General features: G+C 67.2%; 20 protein-coding genes. 11 read left to right on the forward strand and 9 right to left on the reverse strand.

Annotated features, from left to right (window positions below):
- Positions 1–24 precede the first annotated feature (24 nt).
- Entirely contained in the window at positions 25–1,104 is a 1,080-nt protein-coding gene (locus tag AB4070_RS01100; RefSeq protein WP_441978552.1) for a GNAT family N-acetyltransferase, read from the reverse strand.
- A 115-nt stretch (positions 1,105–1,219) separates the two neighbouring features.
- A complete protein-coding gene (locus AB4070_RS01105) occupies positions 1,220–1,504 on the reverse strand; it encodes a hypothetical protein (RefSeq protein WP_441978553.1) in 285 nt (94 codons plus the stop codon).
- A gap of 527 nt (positions 1,505–2,031) precedes the next feature.
- Between AB4070_RS01105 and smc the strand changes: the two genes are divergently transcribed.
- The 3 genes from smc to AB4070_RS01120 are packed head-to-tail and all read left to right on the forward strand — an operon-like array spanning position 2,032 to position 7,057.
- A complete protein-coding gene (smc, locus tag AB4070_RS01110) occupies positions 2,032–5,583 on the forward strand; it encodes a chromosome segregation protein SMC (RefSeq protein WP_441978554.1) in 3,552 nt (1,183 codons plus the stop codon).
- A 56-nt stretch (positions 5,584–5,639) separates the two neighbouring features.
- Positions 5,640–6,512: a signal recognition particle-docking protein FtsY gene (ftsY, locus tag AB4070_RS01115; protein ID WP_441978555.1), complete on the forward strand. Its 873-nt coding sequence runs from the start codon at positions 5,640–5,642 to the stop codon at positions 6,510–6,512.
- A 44-nt stretch (positions 6,513–6,556) separates the two neighbouring features.
- On the forward strand, positions 6,557–7,057 hold the full coding sequence (locus AB4070_RS01120; protein WP_046748457.1) for a DUF2004 domain-containing protein: 501 nt from the start codon (positions 6,557–6,559) through the stop codon (positions 7,055–7,057).
- 33 nt (positions 7,058–7,090) lie between these two features.
- Here the strand turns inward: AB4070_RS01120 and lipA are convergent, their stop codons facing one another.
- Both lipA and lipB read right to left on the reverse strand, forming a co-directional pair.
- Complete coding sequence (gene lipA, locus AB4070_RS01125; RefSeq protein ID WP_441978556.1) at positions 7,091–8,080, reverse strand: lipoyl synthase; 990 nt, start codon at positions 8,078–8,080, stop codon at positions 7,091–7,093.
- On the reverse strand, positions 8,077–8,730 hold the full coding sequence (gene lipB, locus AB4070_RS01130; protein WP_441978557.1) for a lipoyl(octanoyl) transferase LipB: 654 nt from the start codon (positions 8,728–8,730) through the stop codon (positions 8,077–8,079). The genes lipA and lipB overlap by 4 nt, the downstream gene beginning before the upstream one ends.
- A gap of 97 nt (positions 8,731–8,827) precedes the next feature.
- On the opposite strand from lipB, the gene AB4070_RS01135 reads away from it, so the two are divergent.
- Together AB4070_RS01135 and ffh are read left to right on the forward strand one after the other, a co-directional pair.
- Positions 8,828–9,412 (forward strand): TetR/AcrR family transcriptional regulator, encoded by a 585-nt coding sequence (locus tag AB4070_RS01135; RefSeq protein WP_441978558.1) that lies wholly within the window; start codon positions 8,828–8,830, stop codon positions 9,410–9,412.
- Positions 9,413–9,464: 52 nt separating this feature from the next.
- A complete protein-coding gene (gene ffh / locus AB4070_RS01140) occupies positions 9,465–11,027 on the forward strand; it encodes a signal recognition particle protein (RefSeq protein WP_282847000.1) in 1,563 nt (520 codons plus the stop codon).
- A 6-nt stretch (positions 11,028–11,033) separates the two neighbouring features.
- On the opposite strand, the gene AB4070_RS01145 is transcribed toward ffh, so the two are convergent.
- Positions 11,034–11,948, reverse strand: a complete 915-nt coding sequence (locus AB4070_RS01145; RefSeq protein WP_441978559.1) for an EamA family transporter — start codon at positions 11,946–11,948, stop codon at positions 11,034–11,036.
- Between the two features lie 77 nt (positions 11,949–12,025).
- Here AB4070_RS01145 and AB4070_RS01150 point away from each other — a divergent pair, with 77 nt between their 5' ends.
- On the forward strand, positions 12,026–12,949 hold the full coding sequence (locus tag AB4070_RS01150) for a LysR family transcriptional regulator (protein WP_441978560.1): 924 nt from the start codon (positions 12,026–12,028) through the stop codon (positions 12,947–12,949).
- Between the two features lie 30 nt (positions 12,950–12,979).
- On the opposite strand, the gene glpK is transcribed toward AB4070_RS01150, so the two are convergent.
- The 3 genes from glpK to AB4070_RS01165 all read right to left on the reverse strand — a co-directional run bounded on the left by glpK (position 12,980) and on the right by AB4070_RS01165 (position 17,075).
- Complete coding sequence (gene glpK / locus AB4070_RS01155) at positions 12,980–14,494, reverse strand: glycerol kinase GlpK (RefSeq protein WP_441978561.1); 1,515 nt, start codon at positions 14,492–14,494, stop codon at positions 12,980–12,982.
- A 26-nt stretch (positions 14,495–14,520) separates the two neighbouring features.
- A complete protein-coding gene (locus AB4070_RS01160) occupies positions 14,521–15,273 on the reverse strand; it encodes an MIP/aquaporin family protein (RefSeq protein WP_028501983.1) in 753 nt (250 codons plus the stop codon).
- A gap of 92 nt (positions 15,274–15,365) precedes the next feature.
- Complete coding sequence (locus tag AB4070_RS01165; protein ID WP_441978562.1) at positions 15,366–17,075, reverse strand: FAD-dependent oxidoreductase; 1,710 nt, start codon at positions 17,073–17,075, stop codon at positions 15,366–15,368.
- 102 nt (positions 17,076–17,177) lie between these two features.
- On the opposite strand from AB4070_RS01165, the gene AB4070_RS01170 reads away from it, so the two are divergent.
- The gene (locus AB4070_RS01170) at positions 17,178–18,149 is read left to right on the forward strand and encodes a sugar-binding transcriptional regulator (protein ID WP_021200458.1); all 972 of its coding nucleotides are present in this window, start codon (positions 17,178–17,180) and stop codon (positions 18,147–18,149) included.
- A 32-nt stretch (positions 18,150–18,181) separates the two neighbouring features.
- Here AB4070_RS01170 and AB4070_RS01175 read toward each other — a convergent pair whose 3' ends face one another.
- The gene (locus AB4070_RS01175) at positions 18,182–19,333 is read right to left on the reverse strand and encodes a glutamate--cysteine ligase (protein WP_441978563.1); all 1,152 of its coding nucleotides are present in this window, start codon (positions 19,331–19,333) and stop codon (positions 18,182–18,184) included.
- Between the two features lie 210 nt (positions 19,334–19,543).
- Here AB4070_RS01175 and rpsP point away from each other — a divergent pair, with 210 nt between their 5' ends.
- Genes rpsP through trmD form a run of 4 tightly spaced genes read left to right on the forward strand, consistent with a single transcriptional unit; the run spans position 19,544 to position 21,554 of the window.
- Positions 19,544–19,978: a 30S ribosomal protein S16 gene (rpsP, locus tag AB4070_RS01180; RefSeq protein WP_441978564.1), complete on the forward strand. Its 435-nt coding sequence runs from the start codon at positions 19,544–19,546 to the stop codon at positions 19,976–19,978.
- A 6-nt stretch (positions 19,979–19,984) separates the two neighbouring features.
- Positions 19,985–20,215 carry an RNA-binding protein gene (locus AB4070_RS01185; protein ID WP_017830729.1) on the forward strand — a complete coding sequence of 77 codons (231 nt, stop codon included), beginning with the start codon at positions 19,985–19,987 and terminating at the stop codon, positions 20,213–20,215.
- Entirely contained in the window at positions 20,199–20,816 is a 618-nt protein-coding gene (rimM, locus tag AB4070_RS01190) for a ribosome maturation factor RimM (RefSeq protein ID WP_441978565.1), read from the forward strand. The genes AB4070_RS01185 and rimM overlap by 17 nt, the downstream gene beginning before the upstream one ends.
- A gap of 18 nt (positions 20,817–20,834) precedes the next feature.
- The gene (trmD, locus tag AB4070_RS01195) at positions 20,835–21,554 is read left to right on the forward strand and encodes a tRNA (guanosine(37)-N1)-methyltransferase TrmD (protein WP_441978566.1); all 720 of its coding nucleotides are present in this window, start codon (positions 20,835–20,837) and stop codon (positions 21,552–21,554) included.
- Positions 21,555–21,576 lie beyond the last annotated feature (22 nt).

The following is a 21,576-nucleotide window of genomic DNA, read 5'->3' on the forward strand; positions in this document are numbered from 1 at the left end:
AATGAGATCGGGCCCGCACCCTCGTCAGAGCTTCTTCTGCCATGCCCCGGCGTAGGAGACCGGCACGAAGCCGATGGCCTCGTTGATGTTAAGCATCGGCCGGTTCTCCTCGGCGTTGAAAGTGGAGACGACGGTCGACTCCGGCATCAACTCCCGCCAGCGAAGCAGGTTGGCGCATTTCACGATCGTTCCCAGACGGTGGCCACGGTGGTCCTTGCTCACGAGCGTTCCGAACTGGTGCGTCACACCCGTGCGATCGGCGGCGATGAGGAGTTCGTTGTACGCGACGATGGCCCCGGACGGGACATGACGCACTGCCGCCACGGAGACGGCCTGCCCGGCGCCGAGCAGCCGCGCCTCACGCCGCACCACCCGCTCGGCGTCCCATACCTCTTCGACGAAGTCCATGTCGCCGCTGGGCGCGTCCGTGGACAGCCGGGCGAGCACAGCGGCGAACCCTGCCCTCAGCTCCGGAGGCGTTGGCATGTCCCACTCGAGCAGCGCGTAGTCTTCGCCAGCCAGAGCGGTAGCGTCGCTCAGAGCCGCGCGAAGCAGTTCCGGGTCGCCTCGGAGGTCGTACTCACTGTTGCGCTCCACCTGCTCGAGGACGAAACCGCGTGCCTCCACGAGGTCGGAGAGCGGCGTCGCCGGTACGCGCCCCCACCCCGTACGGGGAACCAGCATCCGGTCGCTCTCCTCGGGACGGTGCAGGCTCCAGATCTGCAGGACACTCCGGCCCCGCGCGTGCGCTTCCGCCTCCGCTGTGTCGAGGAGCGCCTCTTCGACGCCACGGCCCCAGTGGGCTGACGGAACCAGCAGGTCGATCTCCGCGGCGTGAGCATCGGCTTCCTGTGCGAAGGAGATCGTCACCATACCGACGATCTCGCCATCGATCCGGGCGACGAAGCCCACGTCGAGTGCGTCCGTGTCATCCTGCCAGTTCGGCAGCATCTGAGCGGCGTCAGGCGCGAGGTCGGGGAGACCCACCTGCTCATCGCAGACGAGCCTGTTGAGCTCGCCGAAGGCGAGGAACTCGGCGGCATCCTCGCTCTGGAGGCTGGCCGGGACGACCAGCGGCGTGATCGTCATTTCCATGGTCTTCATGTCTGTTCTTTCGTGCGAGGTGTGCGGAAGGGAGATCGTGGTGCGGACCGCGCCCGCTCGCGGATGGAGCGGGCGGGCGCGGTCCGCGGAGATGCTCGTCACGGTCTCGACGGTCTCAGCGCATGCCGCGCTGCATGTCGTACGTGAGCAGGGCGTACGACTCTGCGGCGGAGCGATGACGCTGCTCGCCGAGGAGGAACACGTCGGCCGGATCGATACGCAGGCCGCGACGGGTGTGCCGCGGACGCTGTGCCCTCTGGAAGAGCCAGAGGCCGATCCTGAGGGAGAGACGATCTGCCACCGAAAGGCGACGCAGTTCATCGGGGCGGGGAATCTGGAGGACCTCGTGGTCCTCGATATCGGGCGGGTGGATGTCGCTGCGGTGCAACGTGGTATTCACGGTGGTTCCTTCGGAAGTGATGGTGATGATGGGTGCGGAAGCACCGCACGTCGGCTGCGGAAGCAGCTGCGAACGGTGCGGGAGTGCTGGCATCGACGGAGGCCGAAGAGTCGGCCAGCGGATGCGGGATGTGCCGAGATCTGCGAAGCAGATCTGCGGAGGGGGCGCGAGAGAAACGGCCGGACGGGACCTACGAGAGGTCCGGAGAGTCGGGTTGCGGTTCTACGAGAGAGCGCTCATGCGGACGCCGGCGGTTACCGAGAACGCAGGGCGCGGCGCAAAGTGCGCGAGCGCGGCGAGGCCAGTGGCCTGTGCGTTGAGCTGAGTCGTAATCATCGGTAACCTCCTTTCGTGTGGCGATCCGGAGCCACCGTAGCGAACCCGCGAGAGCGACGTCAAGCACCTACTGTTCCGCTCGGCGTGTCGCCGGTCTCTCGAGTTCGCCGTCGACCCGCGCGGGATGAGGCTTCAGGCCCGGAATTCCGGTAGCGTAGCCGCGTGATTCTCCCCGGACGAGCGGTGCCCGCATGCATCTGAAGAGCCTGACGCTCAAAGGGTTCAAGTCGTTCGCGCAGCCGACGAGCTTCGTGTTCGAGCCCGGGGTCACCTGCATCGTCGGGCCGAACGGTTCCGGGAAGTCGAACGTCGTCGACGCGCTCGCTTGGGTGATGGGCGAACAGGGCGCGAAGACTCTCCGCGGCGGGAAGATGGAGGACGTCATCTTCGCCGGCACGTCGACACGCGGTCCACTCGGTCGGGCCGAGGTGCAGCTGACGATCGACAACTCCGATGGCGCGCTGCCGATCGAGTTCGCAGAGGTGACGATCAGTCGCACGCTTTTCCGCAACGGTTCGAGCGAGTATGCGATCAATGGCGAGGGCTGTCGTCTCCTCGACGTCCAGGAGCTTCTGAGCGACTCGGGACTCGGACGCGAGATGCATGTCATCGTCGGGCAAGGACGTCTCGACACCGTGCTGCAGGCGTCGCCCGAGGACCGCCGAGGATTCATCGAGGAAGCAGCGGGAATCCTCAAGCATCGACGTCGCAAGGAGAAGACCCTCCGCAAGCTCGATGCGATGGAGACGAATCTCACGCGACTGAGCGATCTCGCGGGCGAGATCCGGCGGCAGCTCAAGCCTCTGGGAAGACAGGCCGAGATCGCGCGCGAGGCGCAGACCATCGCCGCCGTGGTGCGTGATGCCAAGGCGCGCCTCTTCGCGGATGACGTGGTTGCTCTGCGCGCCGCTCTCGCTGATCACACTCGGACCGAGCACGAGCGCCACACCGAGCGTCTCGTTCTGTCCGACCAGGCGGAGACGGTTCGCGCGAGCATCGCGCGGCTCGAACAGGATCAGAATTCCGTCGCCGTGGATCAGGCGCGCAGCGTGGCGTTCGGCCTCGAGCAGGTCCAGGAGCGCATGCGTGGGCTCTATACGCTTGCGAATCAGCGACTCGCGCTGCTCGGCACGGACGATGACGATGCTGCGGTCACTGCGATAACCGTGACACAGGCCACGATCGACGAGGCGAGAGACGAGATCGACACGATCTCTGCGGGACTGGGCGACGCCCAGGATGCGGCTGCCGCCGCGAGCCGAGAGGTCGTGCACGCGCGCGCGGAACTCGACACCCTCGATGTCGACATCGCCGAGCAGAGCGCGCTCGTCTCCGCGTACGACATGCGTCTGTCCACCTTGAGGGGGTCCGCCGATGCTGCGGCGTCCGCCCTCGCCGCGGTCCGAGGGGCTGTTCTCCGGCAGGAGAACGCGCTCGAGGCGGCGGATGCCCGTCGTCGGGAGGCGGCGGAGGCACTGGAGTCCATCGATGACGCCGAGGCTCCGGAAGGCACGGCCGTCGAGCATGCGGCGGCATACGAGAGCGCGCAGCGGGCCGCCACGGCGGCAGAGACGGAGCGTGAGTCACTCCGGGAGCGGCTGCACTCGGCTGAGCGTGAAGTCGACTCCCTGACCGCCAAGACATCCGCCCTGAGCAGCGCCCTGGCGCTCTCCGGCGGTGCGGCGGAGATCGTCAGCGCCGGAGGACGCGGCGTCCGCGGCCTGGTCGGCGATGCCGTGCAGGTACGTGCCGGCTATGAGGCGGCGGTGTCCGCGGTCCTCGGGCCGCTTGCGGAGGGCGTGCTCATCGACTCGGCGTCCGACGCCTTCGCGATGGCCGTCGAATCGGCGCAACAGCGCAGGGGAGTGGTGGACTTCGTCATCGCCGACTCGCCGCGACCGCACGCGGCGTTGCCCTCCCTGGCAGGCGTCGTGCCCGCCGTCGACGTCGTCACCGCTCCCGAGGGAGTGCTGGGCATCCTGTCGCATGTGCTGATCGCTGATGACCTCGACTCGGCCAGAGCGGCGCGGTCCGCACTCGATGCGAACGGGGACATCGGGACCACCATCGTCACCCTCGGCGGAGACGTGATCACGGCTCAGACCCTTCGCACCGGCTCGGGCGGTGAGCGCTCGCGTCTCGAGCTCGCGGCTGAACGCGATGCCGCAGCCGAACGCTTGGCGGAGATCCGGATCGTGGCGGACTCGCTCCGTGAAGCGCGTCGGGATGCCGACGAGGCGGTCGAGACCACGAGGCGGCAGGCCAAGGAGGCTCTTCGAGCACTCCGCGAACACGACGCTGCCCTCGCCACGCACGCGGAGCAGGTCAACCGGATCACCGTGCGACACGAATCCGCCGTCGCGGAGTGCGAGAGGCTGGAGACCGGGCTCGCGCAGGCGCAGTCCGCCGTCTCCGAGGCGGAGGAGAAGGCGGAGGCGGCGAAAGCGGCGTTGGACGAAGCGATCGCGGCGCCGCGACCGGTTCTGGATGCATCCGCACGGGACGGGCTCCTCGAGGCTCTCGAGCTGGCACGGGAGGGCGAGGTGCGGGCTCGGCTCGAGATCGAGACCCTGCGCGAGCGCGTCCGCGCCGCGCAGTCCCGGGTCGCGAGCCTGGAACGGCAGCGCGAGCAGGAACGTGACGCTGCGGCTGAGGCCGCCCGACGTGCGGTCATCCGCCGCGCGCAGCGGGAGTCGGCCTCAGGCGTTGCGGACGAGTTGCCGCGCATCCTCGATTCGCTCGATCGTTCCGTCGCCGAGGCACGTCTCGCGCTCAAAGAGGCCGAGGCCGCCCGGTCGGCCCAGAACCAAGAGCTCGTCGGCCTCAGGGCTCAGGAGGCATCGCTGCGCGAACGCCTGACCGGGCTCACCGAGAGCGTCCACGGACTCGAGCTGCAGATCCACGAGAAGAAGCTGCACCTGAACAGCCTTCTGGAGCGGGTCTCCTCGGAGCTGGCCCTGGACGAAGATATTCTCATCGCGGAATATGGTCCGGATCAGCTCGTCCCGCGCGATCCGATCGCGACCGCCGCGGCCGACCGAGACGCCGCTGACGATGCCGCGGCGATTCCTTTCGATCGCCGCATCCAGCAGCGCCGTCTCGCAGAGGCGGAGCGCAAACTGGCGCAGCTCGGACGCGTCAACCCGCTGGCGCTCGAGGAGTTCGCCGCACTGGAGCAGCGCCACGCCTTCCTCACCGAGCAGCTGGCCGACCTCACTCAGACGCGACAGGACCTGCTGACGATCATCGCCGACCTGGACGAGCGGATGCAGACCATCTTCGCGAGCGCCTTCGAGGACACGAAGGAGGCGTTCGGCCAGGTGTTCCCGCTGCTGTTCCCGGGGGGAACGGGCAGCATCTCGCTCACAGATCCCGACAACATGCTGACGACCGGCATCGAGGTGTCGGTCCGTCCTGTGGGGAAGAAGATCGAGCGCCTGTCGCTGCTGTCGGGCGGCGAGAGATCGCTCGCTGCGGTGGCTCTGCTGGTCGCGATCTTCAAGGCCCGGCCGAGCCCGTTTTACATCCTCGACGAGGTGGAGGCGGCTCTGGACGACGCGAACCTCGGTCGTCTACTGACCGTGTTCGAGCAGCTGCGGCAGAGTTCGCAACTCCTCGTCATCACGCATCAGAAGCGCACGATGGAGATCGCGGATGCGCTGTACGGCGTCTCGATGCGGCAGGACGGCGTCTCGGCGGTCGTAGGACAGCGGGTCGGCGACCGAGCTGCGGCCGCGGTCTGACCGAGTCCATCGGCGCGCACGCCTTTCATCCGCTGAGCACCCCGTAGGCTGGTGGGATGGCGGAGAAGTCCTGGTCTCTTGGTCGTGCACTGCGCGGCATGTTCGTCAAGCCCACCATCGATGAGACGACCTGGGAGGATCTCGAGACAGCGCTCATCACGGCTGATTTCGGCCCTGACATCAGCGAGCGCGTCGTCGACGAGCTTCGCCAGAAGGTGGAGCGTTACCGCACCACCGACCCCAAAGACCTCCAGCGCATGCTCCGGGAGACGCTCGAGGAGCACTTCGCGAAGTTCGACACGACGCTGAAGCTCACCGAGCGTCCCGCCGTGGTCCTCGTCGTCGGAGTCAACGGCGTCGGCAAGACCACGACCATCGGAAAGTTCACGAAGTTCCTCCGGGGCTACCAGCGCAGTGTCGTGGTCGGTGCCGCCGACACGTTCCGCGCAGCAGCCGTCGATCAGCTCGCGACCTGGGCGCAGCGGGGCGGGGCGGCGATCGTCCGTCCGCAACAGGAAGGGCAGGACCCCGCCTCCGTGGCGTTCCAGACGGTCGAGTACGCGAAGCGCGAGGGCATCGAGATCGCGATCATCGACACGGCAGGTCGCCTGCACACGAAGGGCGGTCTCATGGACGAGCTCTCCAAGGTCCGGCGCGTGATCGAGAAGCAGGCGCCCATCAGCGAGGTGCTGCTCGTGCTCGACGCCACCACAGGTCAGAACGGCGTGATGCAGGCGGAGGCATTCCTCGAGCACGCCGGCGTCACCGGACTCGTCCTCACCAAACTGGACGGGTCGGCCAAGGGCGGCTTCGTGCTGGCCGTGCAGGAGCGTACGGGCATCCCCGTGAAGCTGCTCGGACAGGGCGAGGGGATCGATGACCTCACCGGTTTCACCCCTCATGTCTTCGTCCAGTCGCTGGTCGGTTGACGACGGGACTACCGCAGTGAGCACGAGGCTGGTTTCATAGCGTTATGGCGATCGAACACGACTACTTCGGACTCCTGTCCTCGGGCCCGGATGGATCGATCTTCTGGTCGGAGACCGTGGAGCTCGGCGATCAGAGTGTGACCGTGGATCTGACCGCTCCGGACCAGGACGACGTCTCGTCCGATGCGCTCGACATCGCCGCCTCGCTCATCGCGGGCCTGGAGAGCGTCGACGACACGGCGCGTCGAGGCATGCTCGCGGAGGTGGACGACCGCACCAGCGAGGTCACCGAGTACATCCTTCAGCAGCAGGAGGCGTACGGCGATGACTTGCCCGACGTGCTCGTCGACGTGTCGGGAGATGCCGCCGTCGACATCATCCGCTCGCTCCGGCTCATGAGCATGACGATCCTCGCCGACGAGCACGGGGGCTCAGAGCCGTTCGCGGTGCTCGAGTACGCACTCGACGACAGCTCGTCGGATGACGTCCTGCTCGTCAATCTCGGCTCCGACGGCAGCGTGCAGTCGGTGATGAGCGCGGACTAACCGCACGAGCGGCTGCCCCGGGCAGCGACGAGGTCAGACGGCCTGGGCGAATCCGAGATCGGCGCTCTCTGCAATGTGGGAGAGGTGCTCGGGGATCTCGCGGCCCTTGGACGTCATCGACTGCGCCCACAGACGCCCCGCCCGGTAGGAGGAGCGCACGAGCGGACCGGCGAGGACGCCGAGGAAACCGATGCGCTCGGCTTCCTCCTTGAACTCCACGAACTCCGCGGGCTTCACCCATCGCGAGACCGGGTGGTGCCGCGGCGTCGGGCGGAGATACTGCGTGATCGTGATGATGTCGCAACCCGCATCGTGCAGATCGTTGAGCGCCTGCACGACCTCCTCCGGCTCTTCGCCCATGCCCAGGATGAGGTTGGACTTGGTGATGAGCCCGGCGTCGCGGGCTTGAGTGAGCACGTTCAGCGAGCGCTCGTAGCGGAAGGCGGGCCGGATGCGCTTGAAGATGCGGGGAACAGTCTCGACGTTGTGCGCGAAGACCTCGGGTCGGGCGTCGAAGATCTGGCCGAGGAAGGCCGGATCGGCGTTGTGCTCGTTCGCGAGCAGCTCCACCCCGGTGTTCGGGTTGAGTTCGTGGATCTTCCTGACGGTCTCCGCATTGAGCCAGGCTCCCGTGTCGGGGAGGTCGTCACGGGCCACGCTGGTCACGGTCGCGTACCGGAGGTTCATCCGCTGCACACTCTCGGCGACGCGGCGGGGTTCGTCGGTGTCATAGTCAGCCGGCTTGCCGGTGTCGATCTGGCAGAAGTCGCAGCGACGAGTGCATTGCGACCCGCCGATGAGGAACGTCGCCTCGCGATCCTCCCAGCACTCGTAGATGTTCGGACAGCCGGCCTCCTGGCACACCGTGTGCAGATCTTCGCTCTTCACGAGCGAGTGCAACGCCGTGTACTCCGGACCCATCTTCGCCTTGGTCTTGATCCACTCGGGCTTGCGCTCGATCGGTGTCTCGGCGTTGCGGATCTCCAGGCGGAGGAGCTTCCGGCCCTCGGGTGCGGCGGTCATGCGCGGGCTCCTGACAGTTCGGGGGTCGAGTATTCGGCGAGAAAGGCACGGGTCACGGCATCGGCGAGGTCACGGGGCGAGACGGAGGATCCCGTGACCTCGCTCACGGTCGTGACACCTGCATCGGTGATGCCGCAGGGGATGATGCCGCGGAAACCGGTGAGGGAGTTGTCGCAATTGACGGCGAACCCGTGCATCGTGACTCCCTGCTGCACGCGCACTCCGATGGCCGCCACCTTGTCCTCGGAGAGCGGGCGGCGCACCCAGACGCCGCTGCGGCCCTCCACCTGGTAGCCGTCGACTCCGAGCGGGCGCAGCACCTCGATGAGCAGACGCTCCAGCCGGCGCACATGGGCGACGACGTCGATGGGCTCGCCGAGGCGGACGATGGGGTAGCCGACCAGCTGTCCTGGACCGTGCCAGGTGATCTTGCCACCGCGGTCGACGTCGATCACGGGTGTGCCGTCCCGCGGACGCTCATGCGGCTCAGTGCGCTTGCCCGCCGTGTACACCGCCTCGTGCTCGAGCAGGATGAGGGTGTCCTGCCGAGCCCCTGCGACCACGTCGGTGTGGACCCGGCGCTGAAGCTCCCACCCGTCGACGTACGGCACAGGTGTAGGGACGAACCCGGGCGTGAGGATCTCGAGCATCACAGAACCGCCTTCGGTGTAAATGGACTGAGGGCAACAATACTCCTTCGATATAGGGGCGGCATCGTCGACCCGCGCCGCGGGGTAGCGTGAGTGCATGAGTTCGACGGGGAAAGCCGGGCGCCCGAAGGCATCGTCACGCGAGACGCTCGCCGAGGCTGCGTGCGAGCTCTTCTTGGAACGCGGTTACGCTGCCACTTCGGTCGCGGACATCACGCAGCGCGCCGGGGTGAGCCGTTCGAGTTTCTTCAACTACTTCGCCTCGAAGAGCGACGTGCTGTGGTCAGGAGTCGACGAACGGATCGGCGAGGCCGTCGATTCCCTCCGCGGCCTTGACCGGTCGGCGACGGGGGAGTCGGTGCGAGAGATCCTGCTGCGGGTCGTCCACGACTTCGCACCGGATCCGCTTGCTCTCGCCCTGCGCAACGCGGGGGCGATGGGGTTGGAGGACGAGCTCGTGCGCGATACCGGGCTGCGAATGGCACGCTTGTCCGCTGCCGTGTCGCTCGCGGCGTCCGCGGCTGGCGTCGACGTGATCCGGGCCGACATCCTCGGGGCGGCGCACGCAGCTGCGGTGCTGTCATCGCTGCGCGTGTGGGCCGAGCAGGGCGCGGGGCGTGGAACGCCGGAGACCGTGTTGCGGGAAGCGCTCGCGATGATTCACGACCTGCCCTGGTCCTGAGCCCGCACGGCGCTGAGCGACGCCGCTTCGCTCGCGTAGAATCGTAGGCACCATGGCTACCTTTGGCACGCTCTCCGATCGGCTCACCGACACCTTCCGCAATCTGCGCACGAAGGGAAAGCTCACCGCGGCCGATGTCGACGGCACCGTGCGCGAGATCCGTCGCGCTCTGCTCGACGCCGACGTCGCGCTCGTGGTGGTCAAGGACTTCACGGCGAAGGTGCGCGAGCGCGCCCTCGGCGACGAGGTCAACAAGGCGCTGAACCCTGCGCAGCAGGTGGTGCAGATCGTCAACGAGGAGCTCGTGCAGATCCTCGGCGGTGAACAGCGCCGCCTGCAGTTCGCGAAGACGGCACCGACCGTGATCATGCTCGCGGGCCTCCAGGGCTCGGGTAAGACGACCTTCGCCGGCAAGCTGGCCAAGCAGCTCGAGGGCGAGGGGCACACGCCTCTACTCGTGGCCGCAGACCTCCAGCGTCCGAACGCCGTCAACCAGCTGCAGGTGGTCGCGGAGCAGGCGGGCGCGACGGTGTTCGCTCCGGAGCCCGGCAACGGCGTCGGTGATCCGGTGAAGGTGTCGCGCGACGGTGTCGAGTACGCCCGTCGTCAGCAGCACGACGTCGTGATCATCGACACCGCGGGACGCCTCGGCGTCGATGCCGAGCTCATGAAGCAGGCTGCGGACATCCGCAAGGCCGTGAGCCCCGACGAGGTCCTGTTCGTCATCGATGCGATGATCGGTCAGGATGCGGTGAACACCGCCAAGGCCTTCCAGGAGGGCGTCGACTTCACCGGCGTGGTCCTGTCGAAGCTCGATGGTGACGCGCGTGGTGGCGCTGCGCTCTCGGTGGCCTCCGTGACCGGACGACCGATCATCTTCGCCTCGACGGGCGAGCGCCTCGAGGACCTCGAACCGTTCCACCCCGACCGCATGGCGAGCCGCATCCTCGACCTCGGCGACATCCTGACCCTCATCGAGCAGGCCCAGCAGGCCTTCGATGAGGAAGAGGCCATGAAGATGGCCGAGAAGCTCGCGACCGAGGCCTTCACCCTCGAGGACTTCCTCGAGCAGCTTCAGCAGATGAAGAAGATGGGCTCCATGAAGAAGATGCTCGGGATGCTCCCGGGTATGGGGCAGATGAAGCAGCAGCTCGACGACTTCGACGAGCGCGAGATCGACCGCACCGAGGCGATCATCCGCTCGATGACTCCGGGCGAGCGACGCAACCCGAAGGTTCTCAACGGTTCGCGTCGGCTGCGCATCGCCCGCGGTTCCGGTATGACCGTCACGGATGTCAACCAGCTCGTGCAGCGCTTCGAGCAGGCGGCGAAGATGATGAAGACCGTCGCTCGTGGGGGTACCCCCAACATCCCCGGCATGGGGCCCGTCCCAGGTATGGGACGCCCTGGCGCTTCGTCCAAGCGAGGGAAGAAGGGCAAGTCCTCCGGCAAGTCCCGCTCGGGAAACCCTGCGAAGCGCGCAGCGGAGAACGCGGGCATCGCGTCCTCCGCCACCACGGCCACCGGATCGGGATTCGGGCTCGGCGGCGGTGCTGCACAGGCTCCGAGCGAAGCCGACCTCGCCGAGATCCAGAAGCTCTTCGGCAAGAACTGAGCGCGCTCAGCGCGGCGCCGCGAGCGCTTCGCCGAGTGTCTCCTGGGCACGTTGGTCTGAGCGCGGCCTCGGACGCGAGACGACCTGCCCCAGGACGAGTGCGCCGAGCGTGAGCACGAATCCGATCGCCTGAGGCGCGGTGAAACGCTCGCCGGCGACCACCAGCCCCAGAAGTGTCGCGACGATGGGGGACAGGAGCGCGAGGAGCCCCGGCGCGATGACCGGCAGCTGCTGGACACCTCGGAACCAGAGCGTGTACGCGACGATTCCCCCGGCGGTGGCGAGCCACAGGTAGCCGAGAGCGGCGTCGCCGTCGATCTCCCTCGGTACGCCCTCGACCATCAGCGTGACCGGCAGCAGCAGCATGCCGCCCGCGCTGAGCTGCCAGCCCGCATAGGACACGGGACCCACCCCGACGGGACGACCCCAGCGCTTGGTGAGGATCATCCCCACTCCCGTCGCTGTGACACCGCCGAGGGCAGCGAGAACGCCCCAGAGATCGAGCTCGGCGGCCGGGCCGAGCACGACCAGAGCGACGCCTCCCGCGCCCACGACAGCCGCAGCGGCGGTGATCGGTCGGATGCGTTCGTGCAGGACGAGCGCCCCGAGAGCCAGGACGATGAGTGGCTGCGCTCCGGCCACGGCGGCGGCGACGCCGCCGGGAAGCCGCTCCGCGGCCAGGAACAGCAGAGGGAAGAACGCGCCGATGTTGAGCGCGCCGAGGGCGAAGGACTTCCACCACCACGACCCGGATGGAAGCCGTCGGCTGATGGCGACGGCGAGAAGACCCGCAGGGAGTGAGCGGAGCAGACCCGCGAACAGCGGGTGCCCTGCCGGAAGCAGTTCGGTGGTCACGAGGTAGGTGGTGCCCCAGGCGACGGGAGCCAGAGCAGTGGTCAGCACGAGCGTCATGCGATTCATGCCTTCAGCCTGCGACCATGAAACCGATGAGTCCAACGCATAATTGCACCATGATGCATGAAGAGAGATCATGAATCGTGGAACTCCAACAACTGCGGTACGTCGTGGAAGTCGCCGACACCCTGAGCTTCACCCGCGCCGCTGAGCGATGCTTCGTCACGCAGTCCGCGCTGAGCCATCAGGTCGCGTCACTCGAACGCGAGCTCGGGCGGCGCTTGTTCGTCCGGTCCAGTCGCCAAGTGCGCCTGAGCGAGGCGGGCGAGGCATTCATCGGTCATGCGCGCTCTGCCCTCCGTGCCGCTGAACGAGCCAGAGAGGATGCGGCGGCGGTCGACGGTGTCGTCGAGGGGACACTTCGGATCGGTGTCATCCCGACGGTGACCGCCGTCGACGTGCCCGCCGTGCTCGTCGCCTACCGTGCGGCGCACCCGGACGTGCGGGTGGAACTGCAGGTCGGGAACAGTGATGTCCTGATGCGCAGTCTCCGACACGATGAGCTCGATGTCGCCCTGCTGGGCCTGCGCGAAGGCGTTGAACCTCTGGGAGTGGCGTCCCGCGTTCTCTCCCGGGAGCGGCTCGTCGCCGTCTTCCCTCGGGGGCACGAGCTCGCGCACAGAAGCGACATCGACCTGGAGGACCTCGCGGGGATGACGTTCGCGGACTTCCCCGTGGCTACCTCGGGACGCGCTCAGAGCGACGCGGCATTCGCAGCGGCCGATCTCACGCGCGATGTCGCTTTCGAGGCCGACTCCGCCGCCCTCCTCCTCGGCCTGGTGGAGTCGGGATTGGCCGTGACGTTGCTGGCGCCGGGCACCGTCCAGCGCTCCGAGTTCGACGTGGCCACCGCGGCGGTACGCGACGGCCCGGTACGGATCGAGTATCTCGCTTGGGATACGGCGGCACCGCGGAACGTCGCTCGCGCCTTCCTCGCTGTCGTGGAAGCCGTCGCGTCGAGGCGGGCGAACTCGGACAACGCAGGGAAAAGCGGGTCCGGAGAATGAGCTCCGAACCCGCTTCGCCTTCGTGTCAGATCACTTCACGTCGTCGTCGACCCAGTCCATCGACTTCGTGACGGCCTTGCGCCACAGCCGCAGCTGGCGGTCGCGCTCTGCTTCGTCCATCGACGGCTCCCAGCGCTTGTCCTCCTGCCAGTTTGCGGAGAGGTCGTCGAGCCCGTTCCAGAACCCGACCGCGAGGCCGGCCGCATACGCTGCACCGAGGGCGGTGGTTTCCGCGACGACCGGACGCACCACCGGCACGCCGAGGACATCCGCCTGGAACTGCATGAGCGCGTCGTTCGCGACCATTCCGCCGTCGACCTTGAGCTCGGTGAGGTCCACACCGGCGTCCGCGTTCACGGCGTCGAGCACGTCACGCGTCTGGAAAGCGACGGCCTCGAGCGCTGCGCGAGCGATGTGGTTCTTGTTCGCGTAACGGGTGAGCCCGACAATCGCGCCGCGGGCGTCAGGACGCCAGTACGGAGCGAACAGACCGGAGAAGGCCGGCACGATGTACACGCCGCCGTTGTCCTCGACCTTGTCGGCCAGCTCTTCGACCTCAGGGGCCGAGGAGATGATGCCGAGCTGGTCGCGCAGCCACTGGATCAGGGATCCGGTGACGGCGATGGAGCCCTCCAGCGCATAGTGCGTTGGCTGGTCGCCGAGCTTGTAGCCGACGGTCGTGAGCAGCCCGTTCTTCGAGTGGACGATCTCCTCGCCCGTGTTGAAGATGAGGAAGCAGCCGGTGCCGTAGGTGTTCTTGCTCTCGCCCTTCTGGAAGGCCGCCTGCCCGAACGTCGCGGCCTGCTGGTCGCCCAGGATGCCAGCGATCGGTGTCTCGCGAAGCAGCGAAGAGTCCTCCGCCGCACCGTAGACCTCGGAGGACGAGCGGATCTCCGGCATCATCGAGCGCGGTACGCCGAACGCCTCGAGGATGTCGTCGCGCCATTCGAGCGTCTCGAGATCCATGAACATCGTGCGCGACGCGTTCGTCACATCCGTGACGTGCACACCGCCGTCGACACCGCCGGTCAGGTTCCAGAGGACCCAGCTGTCGGTCGTCCCGAAGATCAGGTCTCCGGCATCCGCCTTCTCGCGAGCGCCGTCGACGTTCTCGAGGATCCAGGCGATCTTGGTGCCCGAGAAGTAGGTCGCCAGGGGGAGCCCGACGACGGGCTTGAACCGCTCCACGCCGCCGTCCGCCGCGAGACGGTCGACGATCGCCTGCGTGCGGGTGTCCTGCCACACGATCGCGTTGTAGGCGGGCTTTCCGGTGGTCTTGTCCCAGACCACCGCGGTCTCGCGCTGGTTGGTGATGCCGACCGCCGCGATGTCGTGGCGGGTCAGGTCGGCACGGCTCAGGGCGAGTCCGATGACCTCCTGGACGTTGCGCCAGATCTCCGAGGCGTCGTGCTCGACCCAGCCGGCCTTCGGCAGGATCTGCTCGTGCTCCTTCTGGCCCGTCGCGATGATGCTGCCCTTCTTGTCGAAGATGATCGCGCGGCTCGAAGTCGTTCCCTGGTCGATGGCGAGGATGTAGTCAGCCATGTTGTTCTCCTTTGAAGTCAGGTCGTTCAGGCGAGGTGCAGCAGGACCGGCGCTGCAGCAGCGGCGATCGCGCCACCGATCAGCGGGCCGACCACCGGTACCCAGGAGTAGGACCAGTCACTGGAGCCCTTGCCCTTGATCGGGAGGATCGCGTGCGCAATGCGCGGGCCGAGGTCGCGGGCCGGGTTGATCGCGTAGCCGGTCGGACCACCGAGCGAGGCGCCGATCGCGACGACGAGCAGAGCGACCGGGAGGGCCGTGAGCGGTCCGAGGCCTCCGGGCGTTCCCACCTCGATGTCGCCGTAGTCCGCGAACGCGAGGATCACGAAGACCAGCACGAAGGTGCCGATGATCTCGGTGACCAGGTTCCATCCGTAGGAGCGGATCGCGGGGCCGGTCGAGAAGACGCCCAGCTTGTTGGCGGCCTCCGGCTCCTCGTCGAAGTGCTGCTTGTAGGCGAGCCACACGACGATCGCACCGATGATCGCACCGACGAGCTCGGCCGCGGTGGCGACGAGGAACATCGGGAAGTCGATCGTGCCGGAGATCAGCAGTCCGATGCCGACGGCCGGGTTGAGGATCGCACCGGAGTACGCGGAGACGAGCACACCGGCGAAGACCGCCAGGCCCCAACCCCAGTTGACCATCAGGAAGCCGCCTCCGAAGCCCTTGTTCTTCGCGAGCGCGACGTTGGCGACGACACCACATCCGAGCAGGACCAGCATCGCTGTTCCTACCAGTTCGGAGAGGAAGTAGAGACCGAGATTCACATCAGCCATGTCTTCTTTGACCTTTCTTGTGTGTCGGAGCCCCTCTGCCCCGACACTTTATGGGAGTTGCACCGCGAGGAGGGCGGCAGTCCGAGACCCCGTCAGCCGCGGGCGCGGGACGGGATATCGAGTCCGTGACGTTCGTTCAACAGTTCGCGGGTCTGCTCGACCTCGGCATCGTGGCGCGCTCGGTCCCAGCCGAGCATCGGCGCGAGGGCATCGGCGATCTCGTCCAGCACCTCGGCGGTCGCCCCGCCGGTGAACGCGATGCTGGTGCGACGCAGGATGACATCCTCCAGGCGGGTCACCAGCTCGTTCTGCACCATCCACTCGAGTTCACGCGTGGAGAGGTCACCGCCCGCGAGCGGTGCGTCCGCACCCTGCTCGACGAACTCCCAGACCTGAGCCGCGCGGGTGCCGTATCGGGCCAGGAGCTGATCAGCACGCGCGCCGGCGCCGGGAAGGTTCTCCTGGAACCAGATGCGCTTGGCCTTCTCGGTGCGGGGGAACTCGCGCCCACCGCCGATCGCGCGCCCCGCCGTCGAGACCGTCCTGGTGCGATCGATCAGGCCGAGCACCGTGTCGGAGAGGGATTCGCCGAGCGCGCGGAACGTGGTCCACTTGCCGCCGACGAGGCTCACGAGCGGCACGGCGCCCTTCTGATCGACCTCGACGCGGTAGTCGCGAGAGACGAAACCGGGGGCCGTGTCCTCGTGACGAGGCAGCGGACGGATTCCCGAGAACTTGTAGACGATCTGCTCGCGCGACACCGGGATGGTGGGGAACACGTGGTGGATGAGATCGAAGAAGTAGTCGACCTCCTCCTCGGTGCACACGGCCACTTCGCGAGGATCGGCATCGATGTCGGTGGTGCCGACGAGGACGCGTCCCTTGAGGGGGTAGATGAGGACGATGCGACCGTCGGAGTGCTCGAAGAAGATCTCTCGTCCGCGCGTCGCCTCGAGCAGTTCGGGGTGGTCGAGGACGATGTGCGAGCCCTTGGTTCCGCCCATGAACCTCGTCTCGGTGCCGAGTGCATCGTTCGTGAGGTCGGTCCAGGGGCCTGATGCGTTCACGACGACATCCGCCTGCACGGAGAACTCCGTGCCGCTCTCACGGTCTCGGAGCACGACCTTGTCGCCGTCACGAGCGACGGCTTCGACGTAGTTCAGCGCATGCGCGCCGGGGTGGGCGGATCGTCCGTCCTGGAGCACGTCCAGAGCCAGGCGCTCGGGGTCGTGCATCGAGGCGTCGTAGTAGGTCGCGGTGTACTTGATCTTGGGGTCGAGCGACGGCAGCTCGGCGAGCGACTTCTTGCGGCCGAGGAAACGGTGCCGAGGAACCGTGCCACCATCGCGCGAGAAGGTGTCGTAGATCGTCAGCCCGATCTTGATGAGGAAGGCTCCGCGCTCCTGCGGCTTGCCGCTCTTGTGCGTGAGGAAGCGCAAGGGTGCCGAGAGGATGCCCGAGAAGGTCGAGTAGATCGGGATGGTCGTCTCGAGCGGCTTCACGTAGTGAGGGGCGATCTTGAGAAGACCGTTGCGCTCCTCCACGGATTCGCGGACGAGCCGGAACTCGCCGTTCTCGAGGTAGCGGATGCCGCCGTGGATCATGTGGCTCGACGCGGAGGAGGCGCCGGAGGCGAAGTCCCCTCGTTCGACGAGCACGACGTCTACTCCCTGCAACGCCAGGTCGCGGAACGTGGAGATTCCGTTGATCCCACCGCCGATGACGAGGACGCTCGTGCGTCCGGATTCGCGGACAGCGCGAATCTCCGCGCGCTCCGCCGACGAGTGTGTCGAATCGATCATCGTCGACCCTCTCTTCCTTGCTTGCCACCAGCATCGACCTGTGTGACATCCCGCGCAAGCCCACTGCACATATGTGCAAGGATCGATGCTGAGGAGGACGTCATGGCCGGTGCAAGCGCGGAATCTCGCGACAGCAAGCTGATCGCGGCGCTCACGGCGGCGCAGCTCTACTACATGCAGGACAAGACCATGGAGGTCATCGCGAAGGAACTCGGCACGTCGAGATCGTCGGTCTCACGTCTGCTGAGCTTCGCGCGGGAGAGCGGGCTGGTCGACATCAGGATCAACTCGCCGCTCGAGCGTCTCGGGATGCTCGAACACCGGATCCGGGATCGGCATCGAGTGGCCGCGCACGTCGTGCCGATGCCGGAGATCCTCAGCGAGGTCGAGCGCCTCGAGCGTGTGGCTCTGACGGCAGGGCGTCTGCTGTCGCAGTTCGTCGATTCGAACATGGTCATCGGCGTCGCGTGGGGGTCGACCATCAGTGCTGTGAGTCGCGGACTCACCCAGAAGGAGACCCACAACACGACCTTCGTGCAGCTCAACGGCGCAGGCAACACCCAGACCACGGGCGTCGAGTACTCCAGCGACATCCTGCAGCGATTCGGCAGTGCGTTCGGCGCGCAGGTCCAGCAGTTCCCGGTGCCCGCGTTCTTCGACGATCCTGCGACCCGCGAGGCGATGTGGCGTGAACGCAGCACGCGTCGTGTGCTCGATCTGCAGGCGAAGATGGATGTCGCCGTGTTCAGCCTCGGTTCGCCCGCCGCCGAGGTGCCCAGCCGTGTCTATGTGGGCGGCTACCTCGGACGTGACGACTACCGCAGCCTCCGCGAGGACCATGCGATCGGCGATGTCGCCACCGTCTTCTTCCGCTCCGACGGGTCGTGGCGGGACATCCGCGTGAACGCGCGCGCCACGGGCCCCGGCCTCGATCGACTCCGTCGGGTTCCGCGCCGCGTGTGCGTCGTGTCCGGCATCCCGAAGCTGGTGAGCCTTCGCGCCGCCCTCGCGGCCGGACTCATCACGGATGTGGTCCTGGACGAGGGCCTCGCGCGGCGCCTCGTCGAGGACTGACCAGTGTCGTCCCGGGTGGGGCGTCCCGGGAGCTACGGCTCTTCGGTCGACGACTCGGGTCCGGTACGGAACTCCCTGATCAGATGGTGCACGACCGCCGAGAGGTCGCCGTCCGCAGCATCGGCGACGGCGAGCTGACGCGCGTAGCTGGCGCCCCCGTCCAGGATCGTGGCGATGCCGCCGAACTCCCGACCGCATCCGAGCTCGACTGCGGTGGGCGTCAGCGATTCGAGAGTCTCGGACAGATGCTCGCGGACGGGGCGCTGTGTGCCGGCGGCATCGACGATGACACGTGCGTCGAGCCCGTAGCGTGCAGCCCTCCACTTGTTCTCGCGGTGGAACCAGGCGGGAAGCTCGGGGAGCGTCTTCCCTTCGTCGAGCTGGCGTGAGAAGTCCTCGACCAGGACCTGCACGAGTGCGGCGACCGAGGCGAGCTCGGGCAGTGTCGACAGCCCGTCGCAGGCGCGCACCTCGATGGTCCCCCAGCGCGGAGCGGGACGGATGTCCCAACGCACCTCCGTGGCATCGGCCATCACGCCGGTCCGCACCATGTCGTCGAGATACGACTCGTACTGCGACCAGTCGTGCAGCGGCCAGGGGAGCCCGGCGGTGGGAAGCTGCTGGAACACGAGCGCGCGGTTCGACGCGTAGCCCGTCCGCTCTCCCGCCCAGTAGGGACTGGACGCGGCGAGCGACTGCAGATGAGGGAGGTACCCGGCGAGGGCGTTGATGATGGGGAAGACCTTGCGCTGATCCTCGACGCCGATGTGCACGTGGATGCCCCAGATCATCATGTTGCGCCCCCACCACTGAGTGCGCTCGATCAGCGTGTGGTAGCGCGACTTGTCGGTCACCTGCTGGTCGTACCACTGCGCGAACGGGTGGCTTCCCGCCGAGAGCAGCTCGATGCCTGCGGGATCGGTCGCGGCGCGGACCGCCGTGATCGCGTTCCCGATGTCGTCGACCGCGTGCGCGACGGAGTCGCCGATGCCGCTCGTCACCTCGATGGTGTTGGTGAGCAGCTCGCCTGTGACGGTGTGTCGCTCGTCCGCACTCTCGGCCTCGAGCGCGGCGAGCAGTTCGGGTGCGCGGCCGACGAGGTCACCGCTCACCGGATCGGCGAGCATGATCTCCCATTCGAGACCGACGGTGGACCGGGCCGAAGAGGCGAACTCGAGCTTCACCCGCACAGTCTGGCACGCGGCAGGCGCGACACGGCAACAGGGGTTTCGCCGCGTTTCGCGCCCGGCTCTCGGATCTGGCAGAATAGAGGGTCGGACGACCTGCTCGACCCTCTATCCAGCAGGAGTCCACACTCATCAGAGCTTCCGCCGGGTGTGCACCCCACTCTCCAGGCGACCGGTTCGTTTCCTTCCACACAATTCAGGAGAATCGTGGCTGTCAAGATTCGTCTCAAGCGCCTGGGCAAGATCCGCGCGCCTTACTACCGCATCGTCGTCGCCGACTCGAAGACCAAGCGCGATGGTCGCGTGATCGAGGAGATCGGCAAGTACCACCCCACCGAGGAGCCCTCGTTCATCGAGGTCGACTCCGAGCGTGCGCAGTACTGGCTCTCCGTCGGCGCCCAGCCGACCGAGCAGGTCGCTGCCATCCTCAAGATCACGGGTGACTGGGGCAAGTTCAAGGGCGACAAGGACGCGAAGTCCACGCTCAAGGTCGCCGAGCCGAAGGTCCCCTTCGAGATCGACGCGTCCAAGAAGTCCGTCGTCAAGCCCAAGGTCGAGAAGAAGGCGGAGGCTCCTGCTGAGGAGACTCCCGCCGCGGCCGACGCGGAGGCCGCTGAGGCTCCCGCAGCAGACGCAGAGTAATCCGTCGTGCTCGCCGCCGCGCTCGAACACATCGTCAAGGGGATCGTCGATCACCCGGAAGATGTCCGCATCAACGAATCCACATCGCCGCGAGGCGACCTCCTCGAGGTGCGTGTGCACCCCGACGACCGTGGACGCGTGATCGGGCGCGGCGGCCGCACCGCGAAGGCCCTTCGCACCCTCGTCAGCGCACTCGCTGACGGTCGGCGGGTCCGCGTCGATGTCGCGGACGACTGACGTGGTGGCGAAGGACCGCAACCAGGGCAAGAACCAGCTGCGAGTCGGGCGCCTCGTCAAGGCGCATGGGCTCAAGGGCGGGCTCAAGCTCGAGCTGTACACGGACAATCCCGAGGGACGTTTCGTCCCCGGAGCCGGTTTCACGTTGCAGGTGCCCGAGGCATCTCCGTGGCACGGCAAGGAGATCACGGTGCGCGAGTACCGGGTGATGAACGGCAACCCCGTCGTGTTCTTCGAGGACGTCGAGGACCGCGACGCGGCAGACAGCCTCGTCCGCGCCATCCTCTGGATCGATCAGGATGCCGACGAGGCCGAAGACGATGCGTGGTTCGACCACCAGCTCGTCGGCCTCGAGGTGGTCCGCGACGACAGCGTGATCGGTCGAGTCGTTCGCGTGGAGCATTTCCCCGCACAGGACCTCCTCATCGTCAAGGCAGGGGAGGACGAGGTGATGGTGCCCTTCGTCTCTGCCATCGTGCCCACCGTCGACGTGCAGGCTGGTCGCGTGATCGTGACTCCGCCGCCCGGACTCTTCGAAGAGCTCCCGGAATCCACCGACGCCGAGCCGCAGGCAGGCACGGACGCCGACGCGTCCGAGTGATCGCTGATACGGGTCCCCGTGCGCATCGACGTCCTCTCGATCTTTCCGTCCTACTTCGACGGGCTGACGCTCTCGCTGCTCGGAAAGGCTCAGGCGACCGGGCTCATCGATCTCCGCATCCGAGACCTTCGCGACTGGACCTCGGACCGTCATCGCACCGTTGACGACACCCCCTACGGCGGCGGAGCGGGCATGGTGATGAAGCCGGAGCCCTGGGGACTCGCCCTCGACGACATCAGCGAAGCCGCTGCTGCGACGGGCGCTGAACGCCCCACCATCATCTTCCCGTCGCCCGCCGGAGAAGTGTTCACCCAGAAGACCGCGCGTGATCTGGCGACTCGCGGGCATCTCATCTTCGGCTGCGGCCGCTACGAGGGCATCGACGAGCGCGTGTTCGAATACGCCGCCGAGCGGGGCGAGGTCCGGCTGATCAGTCTCGGCGACTACGTCCTCAACGGGGGAGAGGTCGCCACGATGGCGATGATCGAGGCCATCGGCCGGCTGATCCCGGGTGTCGTCGGCAACCCCGAGAGTCTGGTCGAGGAATCCCACGAGGACGGTCTGCTCGAGTATCCGTCGTACACGAAGCCCGCATCGTGGCGGGGACGAGCCGTGCCCGACGTGTTGCTGAGCGGAAACCATGCGGCGATCTCCGCGTGGCGCCGCGAGCAGCAGATCGAGCGCACCCGGTCGCGGCGTCCCGATCTCCTCGGCGACGACACGTCGCCCTCTTCCTGACCCAGGCCTCGAACCGCGAGCG

This window comes from Microbacterium sp. 2RAF4 (assembly GCF_052115285.1).
In the GTDB taxonomy this organism is placed as follows: domain Bacteria; phylum Actinomycetota; class Actinomycetes; order Actinomycetales; family Microbacteriaceae; genus Microbacterium; species Microbacterium oxydans.